The organism is Ralstonia sp. RRA, from assembly GCF_037023145.1.
GTDB lineage: Bacteria > Pseudomonadota > Gammaproteobacteria > Burkholderiales > Burkholderiaceae > Ralstonia.
This window is the reverse complement of the sequence record NZ_CP146091.1, coordinates 2501347-2519622: the sequence shown is the minus strand read 5'-3', so window position 1 is coordinate 2519622 and position 18276 is coordinate 2501347. Positions and strand designations below refer to the sequence as shown.

Here is an 18276-nt window from a genome sequence, read left to right as displayed (position 1 = left end):
GCACAAAAGCAAAACGCCGCGCTAGATCAGCGCGGCGTTGTTGTTTGGAGCGTGCCGAGATTTATTCGGCCAGCGCAGCGCGCGCAAACGCGATGGCTTGCTTCACCTGCTCCGGCGCAGTCCCACCGATGTGGTTGCGAGAAGCGACCGAACCTTCCAGCGTCAGCACCGCGTGCACATCGTCACCAATCAGGTTGGCCTTGTCGCCCAGGCCGCTGATGTCGCGCAGTTGGGCCACCGACAGATCGGCCAGATCGCAGCGCAGGTCATCACAGGCGCGCACGGCGTGGGCCACGGCTTCGTGCGCATCGCGGAAGGGCAGACCGCGCTTGACCAGGTAGTCGGCCAGGTCGGTGGCGGTGGCGTAGCCCTGCAGCGCGGCGGCGCGCATGGCGTCGGCCTTGACGGTGATGCCGGTCGCCATGTCGGCAAAGATGCGCAGCGTATCGACCACGGTATCGACCGTGTCGAACAGCGGTTCCTTGTCTTCCTGGTTGTCCTTGTTGTACGCCAGCGGCTGGCCCTTCATCAGCGTGAGCAGGGCGATCAGGTGGCCATTGACCCGGCCGGTCTTGCCGCGCGCGAGTTCCGGCACGTCGGGGTTCTTCTTCTGCGGCATGATCGAGCTGCCGGTGCAGAAACGGTCCGCAATGTCGATAAAGCCGACGCGCGGGCTCATCCACAGCACGAGCTCTTCAGAGAAGCGCGAGATATGCGTCATGATGAGCGCGGCCGCGGCGCAGAATTCGATGGCGAAGTCGCGGTCGGACACGGCATCCAGCGAGTTGCGGCACACGCCGTCAAAGCCCAGTTGCTGCGCGACGAATTCGCGGTCGATCGGGTAGCTCGTGCCGGCCAGTGCGGCGGCGCCCAGCGGCAGGCGGTTTACACGCTTGCGGCAATCGAGCATGCGCTCGGTGTCGCGCGTGAACATTTCCACGTAGGCCAGCAGGTGGTGGCCGAACACCACCGGTTGCGCGACCTGCAGGTGCGTGAAGCCCGGGACGATGGTGTTGGTGTGCTGCTCGGCCAGATCGAGCAGCGCGCCGCGCAGGGCCTTGAGCAGGCCGACAATGTTGTCGATCTCGCTGCGCAGCCACAGGCGGATATCGGTCGCAACCTGGTCGTTGCGCGAGCGGCCGGTGTGCAGGCGCTTGCCGGCGTCGCCCGCCATGGCGGTCAGGCGCGCTTCGATGTTCAGGTGCACGTCTTCCAGGTCCAGCTTCCATTCGAACGTGCCGGCTTCGATCTCCTGGCGAATCTGCGCCATGCCCTTCTCGATGGCGGCGCGGTCAGCCTCGGCGATGATGCCCTGCTTGGCGAGCATGGCCGCGTGCGCGAGCGAGCCCTGGATGTCGAAGAGCGCAAGGCGCTTGTCGAAGAACACCGACGCGGTATAGCGCTTGACGAGATCGGACACCGGCTCGTTAAAGCGGGCGGACCACGCTTCGGCCTTCTTGGCGAGTTGGGAGGTCATGGCGGACAGCTGGAGGAAGGCGGCCAAACAAGGGCGTCGGCCGCAAATTCAGGAAACCGCGATTATATCGCTAGGCCCCTTGGGCCTACAGGGTGCTATCGATCAGCGCGCCCTTGAAGACCACCGGCCCGGTCGGCCCGTCTGGGTTGGGAGAGCCGCCGCGCGGTTCCACGCTGATGGCGAGTGCAGGCACTTGCCGCAGCGGCTGAGCGACCGTCAGCCGGATCGCACGCTGATGCCCGATCAGGCCAAGTGACTGAGGCTTCCCATTCGGCAGCAGTGCCCAGAGTTGCAGCGCTTGTTCCGTGGTGAGCGGCGTCGCGTCCAGCCGCTTGAGCGATAGCGTGCCGGTCCGGGCATCCCAGGTGACGAGGACGGCTGCCTGCGCCTGCGCGTCCTGCAGCACGGCCACGGCGTTGGCGACGGGCGCCTCGCGCAGTTGCTCCGACAGCCGCAGGTTCAGCCCGACCGCCACCGCCGCGACAACCGCCGCGACTGCCGTGGCACCGCGCCAGAAGCCGGTACCTTGCCAAAGCTTTTGCCAGAGCGCCTTGGGCGAGGGTGCGGGTTCGCGCCAGCCAAGCTGGACTTCGACGCGGCTGAGGATTTCCGGCAGCGGCGCCGTGGCTGGCTGCAAGGCAGGCAGATCGGCCAGATAGCGTTGCCAGCGCTCAACCGTCGCGCGGACGTCGTCATGGTGGCGGATCCACTGCTCGAACCGGCGGCGGGCGCCCGCGCGCAGCGTGCCGACCGCGTATTCGGCGGCCAGCTTATCGACGAGATCGGGATAGCGGCGCAGGTCCATCACGGCGCTCCCAGGCATTCGCGCAGGCGGTCCAGCCCGCGCCGCATCCACGATTTGACGGTGCCCAGCGGCAGCGACAGCGCTTGCGCCAGTTCGCTGTGCGACAGGTCACGCAGATAGGCCAGTGAGATGACCTCGCGTTGCTTCGGGTCAAGGCGCTTGAGGCATTCGGCCAAGGCGCGCGCCTGCTGACCAGCGAGCGCGAGGTCGGCAGGGCCGGGGGCGTGGTCGGCCAGCACCTCGGCGTGCGTCTCGTCCAGCGGCACGGATTCCTGCACACGTTCGGCATGCTGCCGGCGCAGGCAATCGAGTGCGCGGTTGCGCACGATGGTGGTCATCCACGTCATCGGGGCGGCCAGATGCGGCCGGTAATCGCCAGCGTGGCGCCAGATGTTGACGAAGCTTTCTTGCAAGACGTCCTCCGCCCAATCCTTCCTGACCAAGATACGCAGCGCGAGGCCAAACAGTTTCGGCGCGCAGCGCGTGTAGAGCGTGCGCAGGGCGTCGCGCTCGCCCAGGCCGATGCGTTGCAGCAGCGCGGCCAGTTCTTCCGCATCGGCACTTTGCGGGCGGCCTGCCGCCGTCGACGGCGAATCGGCGTCTTGTGCGGCGTGGTTTTCGGCGGTGCGCTGGAAGGTGAGCACGGGGTGATTTGTGGAGAGGTCTGCCCAAAGTGTAGGAAGAAACCGGGGCCGTTGTGGGAATTCACGTGGGTGGCGCTGTGGTTTGCGCCCGGTTTGCATCCAATCAGACGCGCCCTTCGTATAAGCGGTCAGGCGCTGGACAAACGCCGGCGATCCGCACCACGGCCGCACCTGGCACCACGCGGGTCGTGCTTCTTCCCCACATGCAAGGAGACCGACGATGGATACGAGCAAAGAGATGGAGCTGTTTGATGGTGACAACCCGCGCATCGACGCACGCCGCCGCGTGCTGTTGCGCGCGCCGGGGCTGATGGCGCTGGGCTCACTGGCGGCGGTGTCACTCGGGCAATCGATGCCGGCCTGGGCACAGGCCCAATCGGGCAGCGTGAAAGACGACATCGCCATCCTGAACGTGGCGCTCGGGCTGGAGTACCAGGCCATCGCCGCGTATCAGGTGGGCGCCGAAAGCGGCCTGCTGCAAAAGCCCGTGCTGGCCACGGCGGTGAAATTCCAGGGGCACCACAAGGCGCATGCGCAGGTGCTGGCCGGCACCGTATCCAAGCTGGGCGGTACGCCGGTCATGGAGAAGACGGTGGCGGAATACAACTTCCCGGTCAGCCAGTTGAAGACGCAGGCCGACGTGCTGCGCTTTGCCGCCGGGCTGGAGAAGGGCGCCACCTCGGCCTACCTGGGTGTGATGCCGAACTTCTACACGCGCGACCTGACCAAGGCCGCCGCCAGCATCATGGGCGACGAGGCGATGCACTGGGCGGTGCTGCTGTCCGCGCTGGGTGAGGACCCGGTGCCGGGGGCGTTCGTTGTCTGAGCCCTGAGCCGGAAATTTTTGCAGCGTCCGCTCGGCGTATTGCGCGGACGACTCGCCCGTCACGCTGTTACGGTTTGCTGCGGCGTGGCGGGTTTTTTGTAGGCGCAGAACATGTTGATGACGGCGTCCATCAACGCGCGCACGCGCGCGGTCTTGTGCAGATCGGCGTGCGTGACCAGCCAGACGTCTTGCGTGTTGCGGCGGTTTGGCAGCACGCGGACCAGTTCCGGGCGCGTCTCGGCGCGGTGGCAGACCAGTTCTGTGATGCCGATGCCTGCCACGATGGCTTCGAAGACGGTCATGGCGGAACTGCTCTGCAGGACCACGCGGCCTCGCGAGATCGGCTCGCCGCACAAGTCTTCCCACATCCATGGCACCTCGTTACGGGGATAGAGCACGAGGTCGTGTCCGGCAAACGCGGTCCCTTCTTCGGGCATGCCGCGCGCGGCCACGTAGCTGCGGCTGGCGTAGATACCGGTTTCCAATTGGGCGATCCGGCGGGCAATGAGGTCTGGCGAGTCTGGCCGCACCGTGCGCACTGCGACATCGGCTTCGCGCTTGGTCAGGTTGGCGATGCTCTTGGAGGTCATGCACACGATGTCGATGCCGGGGTGCTGCTGCCGCAGTTGCGCAATGGCGGGCAGCACGAAGGTGGCAGCCAGCGTCTCGGTGGTCGCCACGCGGATGGTGCCGGCAAGCTGCTCGTCCGTGCCGGCGATGCGGCGTTCGATGGTGTGCGCGGCCTGTTCCATGGCTTCGGCGGGGCCGATCAGCGCTTCACCGGCGGGGGTGAGTACCAACGCTGTCGATGTGCGCAGGAACAGCTTGGCCGACAACTCGCCCTCCAGCGCGGCAACGCGGCGGCCGACCGTGGCCTGATCCACCCCCAGGCGCAGTGCCGCGCCGCGCAGCGTGCCGGTGCGCGCCACGGCCAGAAAGATGCGGGCGTTGTCCCAGTTCACGTTTGGCTCCGGATGGTGATTGGCAGGTGATGCATTTTTGCTGTGCTGCGATGCAAAAACGCTGCTTTTTTGCATGCTCGGTCAAGCCTACACTGGGTCGCATGAAACTGCCAAACGGTTCCCTCATGTCTTCCTGCAACACCATTCCTGTCGTATCGCCCGCTGCGGATCTGAGCCGCTGGCGCCGCAATGCCACGCTGGCCATCCTGACCTCGGGGGTGTTCATGGCGGTGCTGGATACCACCGTCGTCAACGTGGCGCTGATCGCCATGCGCGACAGCCTGCACAGCAGCGTCGCCGGGCTCGCCTGGATCGTCGACGCCTACACGCTGGCCTTTGCTGCCTTTATCCTCACCGGTGGCTTGCTGAGCGACCGCATCGGCGCGCGCACCGTCTTCATGGCGGGGATGGCCGTGTTCATCGTGGCCTCGGCCGGGTGCGGGCTGGCGCCTTCAGTTGTCACGCTGATTGCCGCGCGCATTCTGCAAGGCGTGGGCGCGGCGATGTTCCTGCCGAGCTCGCTGTCACTCATTCGCAGCACGTTTGAAGACCCACGCGAGCGCGCCTGGGCGATCGGCCTGTGGGGCGCCATCGTGGCGACTGCGGCCGCGGTAGGCCCGGCGCTCGGCGGCGTGCTGGTCGACACGTACGGCTGGCGCAGTGCCTTTCTCATCAACGTGCCGCTGGGCGTGGTGGGCATGCTGGGCACATGGGTGATCGTGCGCCATGTGCAGCCGGCACGCGCCCGGCCGTTCGACTGGGCGGGGCAGGTGACCAGCGCAGTGATGCTCGCAGCGCTGTGCTTTGCGGCGATTGAGTGGCCGGTGCGCGGCGCACAGTCGCCGTGGGTGTGGGGTGCCGCGCTGCTGACGGCGGTGGCTGGCGTGCTGTTCGTACTGGCGGAACGCCAGGCGCGCGCGCCGTTGGTGCCGCTGGCCTGGCTGGCGCACCGTACGCTGGGTGCCGTCAATGGCGTGGGGTTTCTGCTGAACTTCGGCTATTACGGTGCGCTGTTCGCGTTGAGCCTGCATCTGCAGAACGTCGAGCACCTGAGCGCACGCCAGACCGGTCTGGTCATGCTGCCAATGGCCGTGAGCCTGTCAGCAGGCAACATCTTCGCGGGCAAGCTGATGGCGCGCTTCTCCACGCCCACCATGATGCTGAGCGGTCTCATGATCGGTGCCGTCGGTTTGCTGGCAACGTCGGCCGCGCTGACTGCACATGCGCCGCTGTGGTTGATCAGCGTGGTGATGATGGCGTATGGCGGCGGTACCGCGCTGGCCATCGCGCCCATGACGTCCACCATCCTCTCGGCGGCGCCGGGCGAGCTGGCCGGCACGGCGTCGGGCTTGCTGAATGCCGCCCGGCAGACCGGCAGTCTGCTGGGCGTGGCAGCGGCAGGCGCGGTCGTCACGGTGGTACCCGATCTGATGCGCGCCTCGCCAACGGTGTTCGGACTGATGACGCTGTCCTACGCCGGTGCGATGGCGATGGCCTGGATCAGCCGCCGCCCCGCCGCCACCGCGTTGGCTGCCTGATCAGCCGCTCGCCTTTAACCGCTATTACGAAGCCCCGCGGCAATCCCGTTGATCGACAGGTGGATGCCGCGCCGCACGCGTGCATCGTCGCTGCCGGCCTTGCCCGAACGGAAGCGCTTGAGCAGTTCGACCTGCAAGTGGTTCAGCGGGTCGAGGTACGGGAAGCGGTTCTTGATCGAACGCGCCAGCAGCGGGTTGTCGGCCAGCCGCTCCGATTGCCCCGTGATGGACGCCAGCACCTGCTCGGTGAGCGTGAACTCGGCCGAGATGCGCGAGAACACCGCGTTGCGCAGCTTGCGGTCGTCGCACAGCTGCGCATAGCGCGAGGCCACGTTCAGGTCGGCCTTGGACAGCACCATGTCCATGTTCGACAGCAGGTTCGCAAAGAACGGCCACTGCTTGTGCATGCGCTTGAGCGTGGCCAGGCGCGCGGCCTTGGCCTTCGCGTTGCCGGCATCGTCCAGCCACTGCTGCACCGCGCTGCCAAAGCCGAACCAGCCCGGCAGCAGCAGGCGGCACTGGCCCCACGAGAAGCCCCAGGGGATGGCGCGCAGGTCTTCAATCTTGCGGTGCTTCTTGTCCATCAGCTTGCGCGAGGCCGGGCGTGAACCGAGGTTCAAATCGGCAATCTCGGTGATGGGCGTGGTGGCGAAGAAGTAGTCCTTGAAGCCCGGGGTTTCGTAGACGAGGTTGCGGTACGCGGCAAAGGCGTTATCCGACAGCGCCTGCATGGCGGCTTCGAATTCCTCAAGACCCTTCGGGCGGTTGCGCGTGGGCAGCAGCGTGGCTTCCAGCGTGGCCGCGACGATGGTCTCCAGATTGCGCCGGCCGATCTCGGGGTTGGCGAACTTGCTGGAGATGATCTCGCCCTGCTCGGTCAGGCGGATCTGCCCATTCACCGTGCCCGGCGGCTGCGACAGGATGGCCTGATACGTCGGGCCGCCGCCGCGGCCCACCGTGCCGCCGCGGCCGTGGAACAGGCGCAGGTGCACGCCCTTGCGCTCGAATAGCTCCACCAGCGCCAGCTCGGCCTTGTACAGCTCCCAGTTGGAGGTGAGGAAGCCGCCGTCCTTGTTGGAATCGGAATAGCCGAGCATGACTTCCTGCTCGTTGCCCTGCGCCGCCAGCACGGCATCAAAGCCGGGCAGGGCGAGCAAGTCGCCCATGATCTGCGGCGCGTTGCGCAAGTCTTCGATGGTCTCGAACAGCGGGATCACCATCACGTCGAGCCCCGCGCCAGCGCCGTTGGCGTTCGCGCGGAACATGCCGGCTTCCTTCTGCAGCAGCATCACCTCCAGCAGGTCGGACAGCGTCTCGGTGTGCGAGATGATGTAGTTGCGCACAATGCGGTTGCCGTAGCAGGCACGCACCTCGCGCGCGGCGCGGAAGATGTCGATCTCCGACGTGGTCTGCTCGCTGTACGTGTGGAATGGCAGCGTCAGCAGGCGCGGCTGTTGCAGCTCGCGCAGCAGCAGCGTGCGCTTGTCGGTTTCCGACAGCGCCGCGTAGGCGCCTTCCACGCCCGCCACCTTCAGCAGCTCGGCGACGGTGGCTTCATGCACATCCGATACCTGGCGCAAGTCGATCGACGACAGGTGGAAGCCAAACACATCAATGGCGCGCGCCAGCGAGGTCAGGCGTACATCGGCCAGCGCCTCACCGTGGTGCGCCGCCAGCGAATCGATAACGATCTGGATGTCCGCACGCAGTTCTTCTGCGTTCGCGTAAGCCGGCGCGGGGCCCACGGCGTGGCGGCCAGCATCCTGGCCGGTCAGTTCGCGGCAGGTGGCGGCCAGCCGTGCATACACGCCAATCAGCGCGCGGCGATATGGCTCGTCCGTGCGATGCTCGGAGTGGTCAGGCGACTGTTCGGCCAGCGCCAGCAATGCGGCACTCACATCCACCTGCGAGGTGGACATCGACAGCTCGGCGCCCAGCGCATGGATCTCTTCCAGGTACCACGCGAGGATCACGCTCGCCTGCTTTTGCGCTGCGTCGCGCAGCGTCTCGGCAGTGACGAAGGGGTTGCCGTCGCGGTCGCCGCCGATCCACGAGCCCATCTGGAAGAACGGCGCCAGCGGTGTCGGCTCGCCACGTGCGCCACGGCGCGGGAACACGCTGGCCACGTCCTCTTCCAGTTCGCGGTACAGCGCGGGGATCTCGCGCAGGAAGGTGGTCTGGTAGTACGACAGCGCGTTCTCGATCTCGTCAGCCACCATCAAGCGCGTGGTGCGCAGCATGCGGGTCTGCCACAGCTTGGTCACGTGGGCGCGCAGCGTGGTCGTATTGCGCTCGCGCTCGCGCGTGGTGAGTGGCGTGTCGCGCTCGGCCAGCAGGCGGGCGATTTCACGTTGCGCATCAAGAATGCTCTTGCGCTGCACTTCGGTCGGGTGCGCTGTCAGCACCGGCACGATCAGCGCCTTATCGAAGAAGCGGCGCAGCGTTTCACCAGAGACACCCTCATCGGCCACCGACAGCAGCGCGCGCATCATGCTGCCCGGCTGCGGCGGGGAGCCCGCCAGCGCGTGCACGCGGCGGCGGCGATTGTGGTGCTGGTCTTCGGCAATGTTGGCCAGGTGCGAGAAGTAGCTGAACGCGCGCACCACCGAGTTGGTCTGCTCGCGCGAGAGCGCCTTGAGCAGCCGGTCGAGTTCCTGCTCGGCCTGGCGGTCGCCATCGCGGCGGAAGCGCACGGCGGTCTGGCGGATGGTCTCGACGGTTTCGAAGGCGGCGCCGCCTTCCTGTTCACGCAGCACGTCGCCCAGCAGGCGGCCCAAGAAGCGAATGTCCTCTTTCAGCGGCTGATCTTTGGCCGCAGAGCTGCCCGATGAGCGGCGCGAGATTGGACCGAGCGACGCGCCGTTGGCCTCGTCCGCGCCATTGGGCTTGGTTGTGGCCTTGGCAGCCGGTTTGCTGGCGGGCTTTGCTGCGGCCTTGGCGATCTTGCTGGTCTTGGGCGGCACGGCGGATGCCTTGCGGGCGGGGGTCGCGCGCGAGGAAGCGCGGCGCGCGGCGGGCTGCGTCATTGATGTCTCCTAGGTCGGGTGGGTAAGGTGCCTGAAGGGCCCTCTTTTCTGCATCATTTCAACGTGATAGTCGGTCTGTGGCGAAAAAGCTGCGTGCTACCATTGCCGCATGTCTTCTAACGCCCGCCCGACTTCCGTCGAATCCCAGCTTGCAACGACTCCTGCAGCCCAGGCGCCGACCAAGCTGGTCATTGCCTCGCGCGAAAGCCGGCTTGCACTTTGGCAAGCCGAACACGTGCGTGCTGCATTGCAAAAATACTATCCCGCGTGCGACGTGTCCATCCTCGGCATGACCACACGCGGCGACCAGATTCTCGACCGCTCGCTCGCCAAGGTGGGGGGCAAAGGTTTGTTCGTGAAGGAACTGGAAGTCGCGCTGGCCGAGGGACGTGCCGATCTGGCCGTCCATTCGCTCAAGGATGTGCCGATGGAGTTGCCGGAGGGCTTCGCACTGTCGGCCATTCTCGAACGCGAAGACCCGCGCGACGCCTTTGTCTCCAACGACTACGCCGATCTGGCCGCGCTGCCGGCCGGCGCTGTGGTGGGCACCTCCAGCCTGCGTCGCGAGGCATCGCTGCGGGCGCGTTTCCCGCATCTGGTCATTCAGCCGCTGCGTGGCAATTTGGACACGCGCCTGGGCAAGCTCGACCGTGGTGACTACGCCGCCATCATCCTGGCTGCCGCCGGGCTCAAGCGCCTGGGGCTGGCCGAGCGCATCCGTTCGACCATCGCACCGGAAGAATCGCTGCCGGCCGCCGGGCAGGGCGCGTTGGGCATCGAGATTCGCGCCGATCGTGCCGACGTGCAGGCCGCGCTTGCGCCGCTGCATGACATGCGCTCTGCGCTAGCGGTGACTGCGGAGCGCGCCGTATCCCGCATCCTGGGCGGTTCGTGCCAGGTGCCGCTGGCGTCGTTTGCGCAGTGGTCTGACGCCGGTGCGCTGCGTTTGCGTGCCTTTGTTGCCTCGCAGGACGGCACCCGCAAGCTTGCCGCAGATGGCGAAGCCACGCCGTCCACGCTGGCCGAGGCCGATGCGCTTGGCGTGCAGGTCGCCCAGCAGATGCTGAACGGCGGCGCACGTGAGATTCTCGCCATGCTGGGCGTCGACGCCCCGCCCGCTACCTAACTTCCACGGCTCGCCATGGACGATCGTTTGCCACCCTCATCCAGCGTGCCACCTGTCGCCAGTTCGGCTGCCAACGCGGCCACCGAATCGGCCGCCACTGTGCCTGTGGTGGTGGTGACGCGTCCACGCGCGCAGGCGCCCATGCTGGTGACGGCGTTGGAACGCCACGGCTTGCGCACGCACCAGTTTCCGCTGCTCGACATCGCGCCGACGCCGAACCTGGACGACCTGCGCGCCGCGCTGGGCGATCCGTCGCGCTATGCGCTGGTCGTGTTTGTCAGCCCGAATGCCGTACAGCAGGCGTTTGCCGCCATGCCGGAAGGCTTTCGCTGGCCGCAGGAAGTGCCAGTGGCCGTGGTCGGCCCCGCGAGTGCACAGGCCTTGGCTACGCACGGCGTTGCGCCGCCCGCGCATCGCGTGATCCGCCCCGATACCCACGCCGACGACGCCCGCCAGGATTCCGAAGCCCTATATGCGCGGCTGGATGTGCCGTCGCTCAGCGGCCGTGAGGTGCTGATCGTGCGCGGCAACGGCGGACGCGAATGGCTGGCTGACCAACTGCGTGAGGCTGGCGTCTCAGTGCGCACGGTCGAGGCCTATCGCCGTAGCGTGCCCGTGCCCGATGCAGCGGCCTGGGCTGCGTTGCGGGATGTACTGGCCGCCCGCCATGCCTGGACACTCACCAGTTCCGAGGCCGTACGCAATCTCGACGATCTGGCGCGCGCCAACCTGACACCCGCCGAAGTCAATACGCTGCACGGTGCGCCGTGCTTTGCGCCGCATGCGCGCATCGTTGAACAGGCTGAGTCGCTAGGCTTTCGCGATGTGAAGCTCACCGGTGCCGGCGACGACCGCCTGCTTGCCGGTGTCCTGGCCTGGGCCGGCCCGGTGTCCGCTCCTGTGCCAACACCGTCCGCCCCAGCACCTGCTGAATCGAATACTTCTCTTTCTTCTTCCACTGTGACGCAGACTCCTGTTCCCTCGTCCGCTCCCGCCGCGAAGCCCGCGGCCGCCCAGCCGAGTCCGGCGCCCGCACCAGCACCTGCATCGTTCGCGCCCACCATGACCGTCAACCACGCACCGCGACGCGGCGGCTGGCTGATCTGGACCGTGCTGGCCGTGGTCGTGGTTGCGGTGGCTGCACTGCAAGTGCGCAACGAACGCTTGGCGCGTGATATCCGCCAGCGCGGACAGCAGAACGAAGCACTGGCGCAGGAGATGCGCGTGCTGTCCGGCGCCGACCGGGACGCGGTTGGCCAGTTGCAGCAGAAATTTGGTGCGCTGGATGCCCGTACAACGGAAACCCGTGACCGTCAGGGCGCGCTGGAGCAGGCCAGCCAGGATCTGCTGCGTAACCGCGACGATTGGCAGCGCGCCGAGATCGAGCGCTCGATTGAAGTCGCTGCCGAGCAACTCCAGCTCACCGGCAACGTGAGCGGTGCGCTGGCCGCGCTGCAGACCGTTGACGCCCGACTGGCAACGCTCAACAAGCCGCAGTTCAACGCGGTGCGCCGTGCCGTCGCACGCGATATCGCCAAGCTCAAGGCCATGCCATCGATCGACCTCAGCGGCGCGGCCATCCGCCTGGACGACGCGATCAACGCGGTCGATACGTTGCCGCTGGTGTCATCGGCCCAGCCGCTGGATGCGGAGCAGGCCGCGCAGGCACCGAAGGCGCGTTCGGCAAAGAATGCCAAGGCCGTGGCGGCAGCATCGGCGCCGGCAGCATCGACACAAGCCGGCACCGGATGGTCGGCCGGCGTGCGCGCCTGGTGGGGCCGCCTGTGGAACGACGTGCGTGGTGAGCTGGGTCAGATCGTGCAGGTGCGCCGTGTGGATCAGACCGAGGCGTTGCTGCTGTCGTCGGATCAGGCGTGGTTCCTGCGCGAGAATCTCAAGCTGCGCCTGATGAATGCACGTCTGGCGCTGCTCTCGCGCAACGATGCTGTGTTCCGCGCTGATCTGGGCCGCGCCGACACGCTGCTTGCGCGCTACTTCGACACGCAATCGCCGCGTGTGGCCGCAGTGCAGAACCTGCTGGCGCAGGTGCGCACGACGGTCGGCACGCTGGAGGTGCCGACGATGGCCGACAGCCTTGCCGCTGCGCGCGGTCAGGGCAAGGAGTGAGCATGCGCTGGGTATTCTGGATTGCGCTGCTGTTTGCCGCCGCCGTTGGGCTGGCGCTGTTTACCGAGCTCAATTTGAGCAACGTCGTACTGTTCTACCCGCCGTATCGGGTGGAGATGTCGCTCAACTTCGTGCTGGCTGCGTTGCTGGTGACGTTCGTGGTGCTGCATCTGGTCATGCGGTTGTTCCACCATGTAGCGGGCATGCCGGCGCGCGCTGCTGCGTATCGTGAGCGCAACCGTATCCTGAAGGCTTCTGCTGCGCTGCGCGAGGCAATGGAAAGCCTGTTTGCGGGCCGCTTTGGCCACGCCGAGCGCCAAGCGCGCGAAGCCCAGGCCTGGGAGGCACAGCGCGAAACTGCTGCCCTGATTGGCGCACGCGCTGCGCACCGCATGCAGGAAACCGAGCGCCGCGATGCGTGGATGGCCGAGGTGAAGTCGCCGGATCGCGAACAGGCGAAGCTTGTATCGATGGCGGAACTGCTGGTCGATGCCCGCGATGCAGAAGGTGCGCTGGAGAAGATCGCGCAACTGCAATCGCAGGGGGCGCGGCAGATTCAAGCGCAGCGGATTGCCCTGCGTGCACACCAGCACCTGAAGAATTGGAGCGAGGTGCTGCGCCTGACGCGCGCGCTGGAAAAGCGCAACGCCATCCATGCCGTGCTGGCCGCGCGCCTCAAGCAGATGGCGTGCGAGACGCTGCTGACCGAACGCCGCCACGATGCCGATGCACTCAACACCTTCTGGCGTGAACTGACTGCGGAGGAGCGACGCTCGCCGCGCATTGCCTCGCTGGCTGCACTCTACTTCGCGCAGCTGGGCCGTACCGATGACGCCAAGCGCATCGTCGAAGAAGGCCTGAAAGCGCATTGGGACGGTCGCCTGATCCGCCGCTATGCGGATTGTGCGGTACCCGGCAAGGCGCTGCCGTTGATCCAGCAGGCCGAGAAATGGCTTGCCCAGCATCCGGTGGATGCGGACCTGTTCTACACGCTCGGCATGCTCTGCTTCAAGGAGCAGCTCTGGGGCAAGGCGCAGTCGAGCCTGGAGTCGGCGCTGAAGTATGCAGATGCCGATCACCACGGCAACCTGCGCGCCCATGCGCACTTGGCGCTTGCGCAGATGTACGAGCAAACTGAGCGGCCCGAAGAGGCCCAGCGCCACTACCGGCAGAGCGCATTGCTTGCCGTGAAATGAACAAGGCCGGGAGATCCCGGCCTTTTCTTTGTTGCCTGGGTTTCGTGGTGCGGGTGATGCCTACTTGTTCACCTTCGATGCCGGCACCGACAGCGTGAGGATCGCCCCCAGCACCATCGACGCTGCCAGCATGTACATGCCGGAATCGGTGCTCTTGGTGGCGTCTTTCAGCCAGCCTACGGCGTAGGGGCTAATGAAGCCCGCCAGGTTGCCCAGCGAGTTGATGAGCGCAATGCCCGCCGCCGCGCCTGTGCCGGCCAGGAAGGCGGTCGGTAAGCTCCAGAACAGCGGCAGTGTGGTCAGGATGCCCATCGTGCCGAGCGTGAGCGCAGCCATCGCCAGCGTGGTGTTGGTGTGCCAGACGGCCGAGAGCACCAGCCCAATCGCGCCCGCCACGGCCGGAATGGCAATGTGCCAGCGGCGCTCGCGCGTGCGGTCTGCGCTGCGGGCGACCAGGATCATGGCGATGACGGCCGCGCCATACGGAATCGCCGTCAGCAGACCCACCGAGAAAGGATCCGCTACGCCGGTCTGCTTGATGAGCGTTGGCAGCCAGAAGCTCACGCCATACAAGCCCATCACGAAGGTGAAGTAGATCCCGCTCATCAGCCACATGCGCGGGCTGGCCAGGACCGTGCCGATGGGCGGGTCTTCTTTCTCGGCGTCTTCTGCGGCGATGTTGCGGGTGAGCAGGGCCTTTTCATCATCAGTCAGCCATTTGGCGTGGCTGATGCGGTCATCGAGGTAGAGCAGCACGACGACGCCGACGATGACCGACGGAATGCCCTCGATCAGGAACATCCACTGCCAGCCGGCCAGGCCGTACTTGCCTGCGAAGGCGGTCATCGCCCAGCCCGACAGCGGCCCGCCGATCACGCCCGAGAGCGCCACCGCCGTCATGAAGAACGTGGTGGTGCGCCCGCGCCGCTGCGCCGGATACCAATAGGTGAGGTACAGGATGATGCCCGGGAAAAAACCGGCCTCGGCCAGCCCCAGCAGGAAGCGCATCACGTAGAACATGGCCGGCGTGGTCACGAACATCATGGCCGCCGAGATGAGGCCCCAAGAGATCATGATCCGCGCGATCCACATGCGCGCGCCCACGCGATGCAGGATCACATTGCTCGGTACCTCGAAGAGGAAGTAGCCGATGAAGAAGATGCCCGCGCCCAGCCCGTAGATGGTCTCGCTGAACTTGAGGTCGTTGAGCATCTGCAGCTTGGCAAAGCCAACGTTCACGCGGTCGAGATACGCGACCACGTAGCACAGCAGCAGGAATGGGACCAGCCGCCACGTCACCTTGCGGTAGGTGGCTTCTTCGAAGTCGCTTGCGGATTGGGGCAGGGTGCTTGCGCTACCCAGCGGTGGAGTGGTGAGGGCCATCGGGTCTCCTGAGTTGTTGTAAGTTCAGGCCGATTGCTCCTCGTCACCAACATCGGCCCGAAAAACCGCCACCGCATTCTGCGCCTTCTCGCGTGGCCCTGCCAAGCTGCCCTGCAGCAGGGTTCGCAGTGGCGACTATACGCAGCGCCCGCCGTCCACCTCCAAGCACGTGCCGGTGATGAACTCCGCCTCGTCCGAGGCTAGATACAGGCACGCGTTGGCCACATCCTGCGGCGTGGAGAGCCGCCCCATCGGAATCGTCGCCAGAAAGCGTGCGCGATTCTCGGGCGTATCGGGCATGCCCATGAACTGCTCGATCAGGCCCGTGGCGCCCATCACCGGGTTCACGCAATTCACGCGGATCTTGTCCGGGCCCAGCTCGGCCGCCATCGCCTTGCTGGCCGTGATGACGGCGCCCTTGCTGGCGTTGTACCAAACGAGCCCCGGGCGCGGCCGGATGCCGGCAGTGGAGGCCACGTTGACGAACACACCGCCGCCGCGCTCGCGGAAATGCGGCACCATGTGGCGCGCCGTCCAGTAGATGCTCTTCACATTGACGGCCATCACGCGGTCGAACTCGTCTTCGGTGATCTGCAGCAGCGGCTTGTTCTTGTGCGTCGTGCCGGCGTTGTTGATGACGATGTGCAGATCGCCATAACGCGCGAGCGTGGCGCCCAGCAGCTTGGCGACCGAATCACCGTCCGACACGTCGGCGTGCACGAAATGCGCATCGCCGCCAGCCACGCGGATGGCATCGGCCACGCGCTCGCCGGCCTCGGTGTTCAAGTCGTTGACGATGACGCGTGCGCCTTCACGGGCAAACGTGTTGGCGATGCCCTCGCCAAAACCTGAGCCCGCGCCCGTGACGATGGCGATCTTGCCGGCAAGCCGCATGGTGTCTCCTCGTGGTGTTGTGTTGTGTTGTTTGTGTTGCTCTAGCCGTGGCGGATGGCGATGGTCTTCAAGGTGGTGAAGCCATACAGCGCTTCAAAGCCTTTCTCGCGCCCGTGGCCAGATTGGCCCGTGCCGCCAAAGGGCAACTCCACGCCGCCGCCTGCGCCGTAGTTGTTGACGAAGACCTGGCCGGCCTTGAGCTTGCGCGCCAGGCGAAGCTGTCGCCCGCCATCACGCGTCCACACGCCGGCAACCAGCCCGTACGGCGTGCCGTTGGCCAGCGTCAGCGCTTCGGCCTCGCTGTCGAAGGGCAGGGCGGCCAGCAGCGGGCCGAACACCTCTTCCTGCGCAAGGCGGTGTGTGTGCGGGACGTCGCGCAACAGCATCGGCGCCTGGTAGTAGCCGGTCTCCGGCGCCTCCGGCACGACCTGCCCCTGCGCCATCACCGGAATGTTGGCGTGCTGCGCATCCGAGACGAAATCCCACACGCGCTGCTGCTGCTTCGGGTTGATCAGCGGGCCGCAATCCAGGTCGAGCGACGCAGGGCCGACCTTGATCGATTCGAACACGCTGGCGAGCCGATCCAGCACCGCCTCGTAGATGCCGCGCTCGATCAGCACACGGCTGCCAGCCGAGCACGTTTGCCCCGCGTTCTGGATGATGCCGTTGACCACGGCCGGGATCGCTGCCTCCAGATCGGCATCGGCAAACAGGATCTGGGGCGACTTGCCACCCAGTTCCAGCGTGACGGGCACATGGTTTTCGGCCGCCGCGCGAACGATCACCTTGCCCGTTTCCGGCGACCCGGTGAATGACACGTGGTTGATGCCTGGATGTGCCGCCAGTGCCGCGCCCGCCTCATGGCCGTAGCCGGTCACCACGTTGAGCGCGCCGTCGGGCAACCCTGCCTCGGCAGCCAGTTCGGCCACGCGCAGGATCGACAGGCAGGCATCTTCGGCCGGTTTGACCACGCAGGCGTTGCCCGCCGCCAATGCGGCGCCCACGCTGCGCCCGAAGATCTGCATCGGGTAGTTCCACGGGATGATGTGCGCCGTCACCCCATGCGGCTCGCGCACGGTCAGCACGGTGGTATCCGCCGGATAGGGGATGGTCTGGCCGTGCAGCTTGTCCGCCGCGCCGGCATAGAACTCGAAGTAGCGGGCGATGGCGCGGGCATCGGCGCGGGCCTGGCGCATGGGCTTGCCGGTGTCGCGGGCCTCCAGGCGGGTGAGTTCTTCTTCGTGATCGGCCAGTCGCAGCGCCACGCGCATGAGCAGCCGGCCGCGCTCGGCGGGGCTCAACTGGCCCCAGACGCCCTCAAAGGCACGCCGCGCGGCATGCACGGCCACGCTGATGTCGGTGGCGTTGCCGCGCGCGATCTCGGCAAACGGCTGGCCGTCGGACGGGTCGAACACCTTGATGCGCATCCCCGAATCGGGCGACATCAAGCGGTTGGCGATGAAGTGCTGGGCATGCATGGGGGGTTCCTGCAGAAGATCGGCAACGCGTGATTTTCGCACGGGCGGGCCGGGGGTAGGGGGGAGTCGAGGCGCCAGGGGCTATAATGCCCGCCGACGGTTTTTGACCTTTTTTCAACCATTTGCGTCGCGTTTTTACGCACTTCGCGCATTCCGGAGCATTTCCATGAGCTTCAACAACGTCTCGCCGGGCAAGGACATCCCCAACGACTTCAACGTCATCATCGAGATTCCGGCGCAGAGCGATCCGGTCAAGTACGAAGCCGACAAGGAAACGGGCATGCTGCATGTGGACCGCTTCGTGGGCACCGGCATGCGCTACCCGGCCAACTACGGCTTCATCCCGCAGACGCTGTCGGGCGACGGTGACCCGGTGGACGTGCTGGTTGTCACGCCGTTCCCGCTGATCCACGGCTGCGTGGTGCGTTGCCGCGCCCTGGGCATGCTGAAGATGACGGACGAATCCGGCGTGGATGCCAAGCTGGTGGCCGTGCCGGTCAACAAGCTGAGCCCCGCCACGGCCCACATGACCGACCTGTCGGACATCGGCCAGAACCTGCTGGACCAGATCAAGCACTTCTTCGAGCACTACAAGGCGCTGGAAGCCGGCAAGTGGGTCAAGGTCGAAGGCTGGGGCGGCATTGAAGAAGCCCATAAGGAAATCGTCGACGGCGTGGCCAACTATAAGAAGTAAGAAACCTTAGTAATTTGCTGTACGTCTGTTCAGACAAAGTCCCGGCATCCGCAAGGATGGCCGGGATTTTTTGTTTGCAGCGGTGAAATGACTGCAATGT

The 18276-nt window shown here is 66.2% G+C and carries 14 protein-coding genes; 6 read left to right on the top strand and 8 right to left on the bottom strand.

Annotated features, from left to right (window positions below):
- Positions 1–61: 61 nt before the first annotated feature.
- From argH to V6657_RS12185, 3 genes are all read right to left on the bottom strand, one after another.
- Positions 62–1477 (bottom strand): argininosuccinate lyase, encoded by a 1416-nt coding sequence (gene argH / locus V6657_RS12195; RefSeq protein WP_048934674.1) that lies wholly within the window; start codon positions 1475–1477, stop codon positions 62–64.
- Between the two features lie 85 nt (positions 1478–1562).
- Positions 1563–2282 carry an anti-sigma factor gene (locus V6657_RS12190; protein ID WP_048934622.1) on the bottom strand — a complete coding sequence of 240 codons (720 nt, stop codon included), beginning with the start codon at positions 2280–2282 and terminating at the stop codon, positions 1563–1565.
- Complete coding sequence (locus tag V6657_RS12185) at positions 2282–2926, bottom strand: sigma-70 family RNA polymerase sigma factor (protein ID WP_048934623.1); 645 nt, start codon at positions 2924–2926, stop codon at positions 2282–2284. Before V6657_RS12185 ends, V6657_RS12190 begins: the two co-directional genes overlap by 1 nt.
- A 220-nt stretch (positions 2927–3146) precedes the next feature.
- Here V6657_RS12185 and V6657_RS12180 point away from each other — a divergent pair, with 220 nt between their 5' ends.
- Complete coding sequence (locus tag V6657_RS12180) at positions 3147–3752, top strand: ferritin-like domain-containing protein (RefSeq protein WP_048934624.1); 606 nt, start codon at positions 3147–3149, stop codon at positions 3750–3752.
- Positions 3753–3811: 59 nt separating this feature from the next.
- On the opposite strand, the gene V6657_RS12175 is transcribed toward V6657_RS12180, so the two are convergent.
- Entirely contained in the window at positions 3812–4714 is a 903-nt protein-coding gene (locus V6657_RS12175; RefSeq protein WP_048934675.1) for a LysR family transcriptional regulator, read from the bottom strand.
- Between the two features lie 125 nt (positions 4715–4839).
- Here V6657_RS12175 and V6657_RS12170 point away from each other — a divergent pair, with 125 nt between their 5' ends.
- Positions 4840–6252 carry an MFS transporter gene (locus tag V6657_RS12170; RefSeq protein WP_048934625.1) on the top strand — a complete coding sequence of 471 codons (1413 nt, stop codon included), beginning with the start codon at positions 4840–4842 and terminating at the stop codon, positions 6250–6252.
- Between the two features lie 14 nt (positions 6253–6266).
- On the opposite strand, the gene ppc is transcribed toward V6657_RS12170, so the two are convergent.
- Positions 6267–9278 (bottom strand): phosphoenolpyruvate carboxylase, encoded by a 3012-nt coding sequence (ppc, locus tag V6657_RS12165; RefSeq protein ID WP_048934626.1) that lies wholly within the window; start codon positions 9276–9278, stop codon positions 6267–6269.
- Positions 9279–9387: 109 nt separating this feature from the next.
- Between ppc and hemC the strand changes: the two genes are divergently transcribed.
- The 3 genes from hemC to V6657_RS12150 are packed head-to-tail and all read left to right on the top strand — an operon-like array spanning position 9388 to position 13727.
- Positions 9388–10404, top strand: coding sequence for a hydroxymethylbilane synthase (gene hemC, locus V6657_RS12160; RefSeq protein ID WP_048934627.1), 1017 nt, complete (start codon positions 9388–9390; stop codon positions 10402–10404).
- Between the two features lie 15 nt (positions 10405–10419).
- Complete coding sequence (hemDX, locus tag V6657_RS12155) at positions 10420–12531, top strand: fused uroporphyrinogen-III synthase HemD/membrane protein HemX (protein WP_048934628.1); 2112 nt, start codon at positions 10420–10422, stop codon at positions 12529–12531.
- A gap of 2 nt (positions 12532–12533) precedes the next feature.
- Positions 12534–13727 carry a heme biosynthesis protein HemY gene (locus V6657_RS12150; RefSeq protein WP_048934629.1) on the top strand — a complete coding sequence of 398 codons (1194 nt, stop codon included), beginning with the start codon at positions 12534–12536 and terminating at the stop codon, positions 13725–13727.
- A 60-nt stretch (positions 13728–13787) separates the two neighbouring features.
- On the opposite strand, the gene V6657_RS12145 is transcribed toward V6657_RS12150, so the two are convergent.
- The 3 genes from V6657_RS12145 to V6657_RS12135 form a co-directional block, all read right to left on the bottom strand.
- A complete protein-coding gene (locus V6657_RS12145) occupies positions 13788–15110 on the bottom strand; it encodes an MFS transporter (RefSeq protein ID WP_048934630.1) in 1323 nt (440 codons plus the stop codon).
- Between the two features lie 135 nt (positions 15111–15245).
- On the bottom strand, positions 15246–16004 hold the full coding sequence (locus V6657_RS12140; protein ID WP_048934631.1) for an SDR family oxidoreductase: 759 nt from the start codon (positions 16002–16004) through the stop codon (positions 15246–15248).
- Between the two features lie 41 nt (positions 16005–16045).
- Positions 16046–17482 carry an aldehyde dehydrogenase family protein gene (locus tag V6657_RS12135; RefSeq protein ID WP_048934632.1) on the bottom strand — a complete coding sequence of 479 codons (1437 nt, stop codon included), beginning with the start codon at positions 17480–17482 and terminating at the stop codon, positions 16046–16048.
- Between the two features lie 166 nt (positions 17483–17648).
- On the opposite strand from V6657_RS12135, the gene ppa reads away from it, so the two are divergent.
- On the top strand, positions 17649–18176 hold the full coding sequence (ppa, locus tag V6657_RS12130; protein ID WP_048934633.1) for an inorganic diphosphatase: 528 nt from the start codon (positions 17649–17651) through the stop codon (positions 18174–18176).
- Positions 18177–18276: the final 100 nt, after the last annotated feature.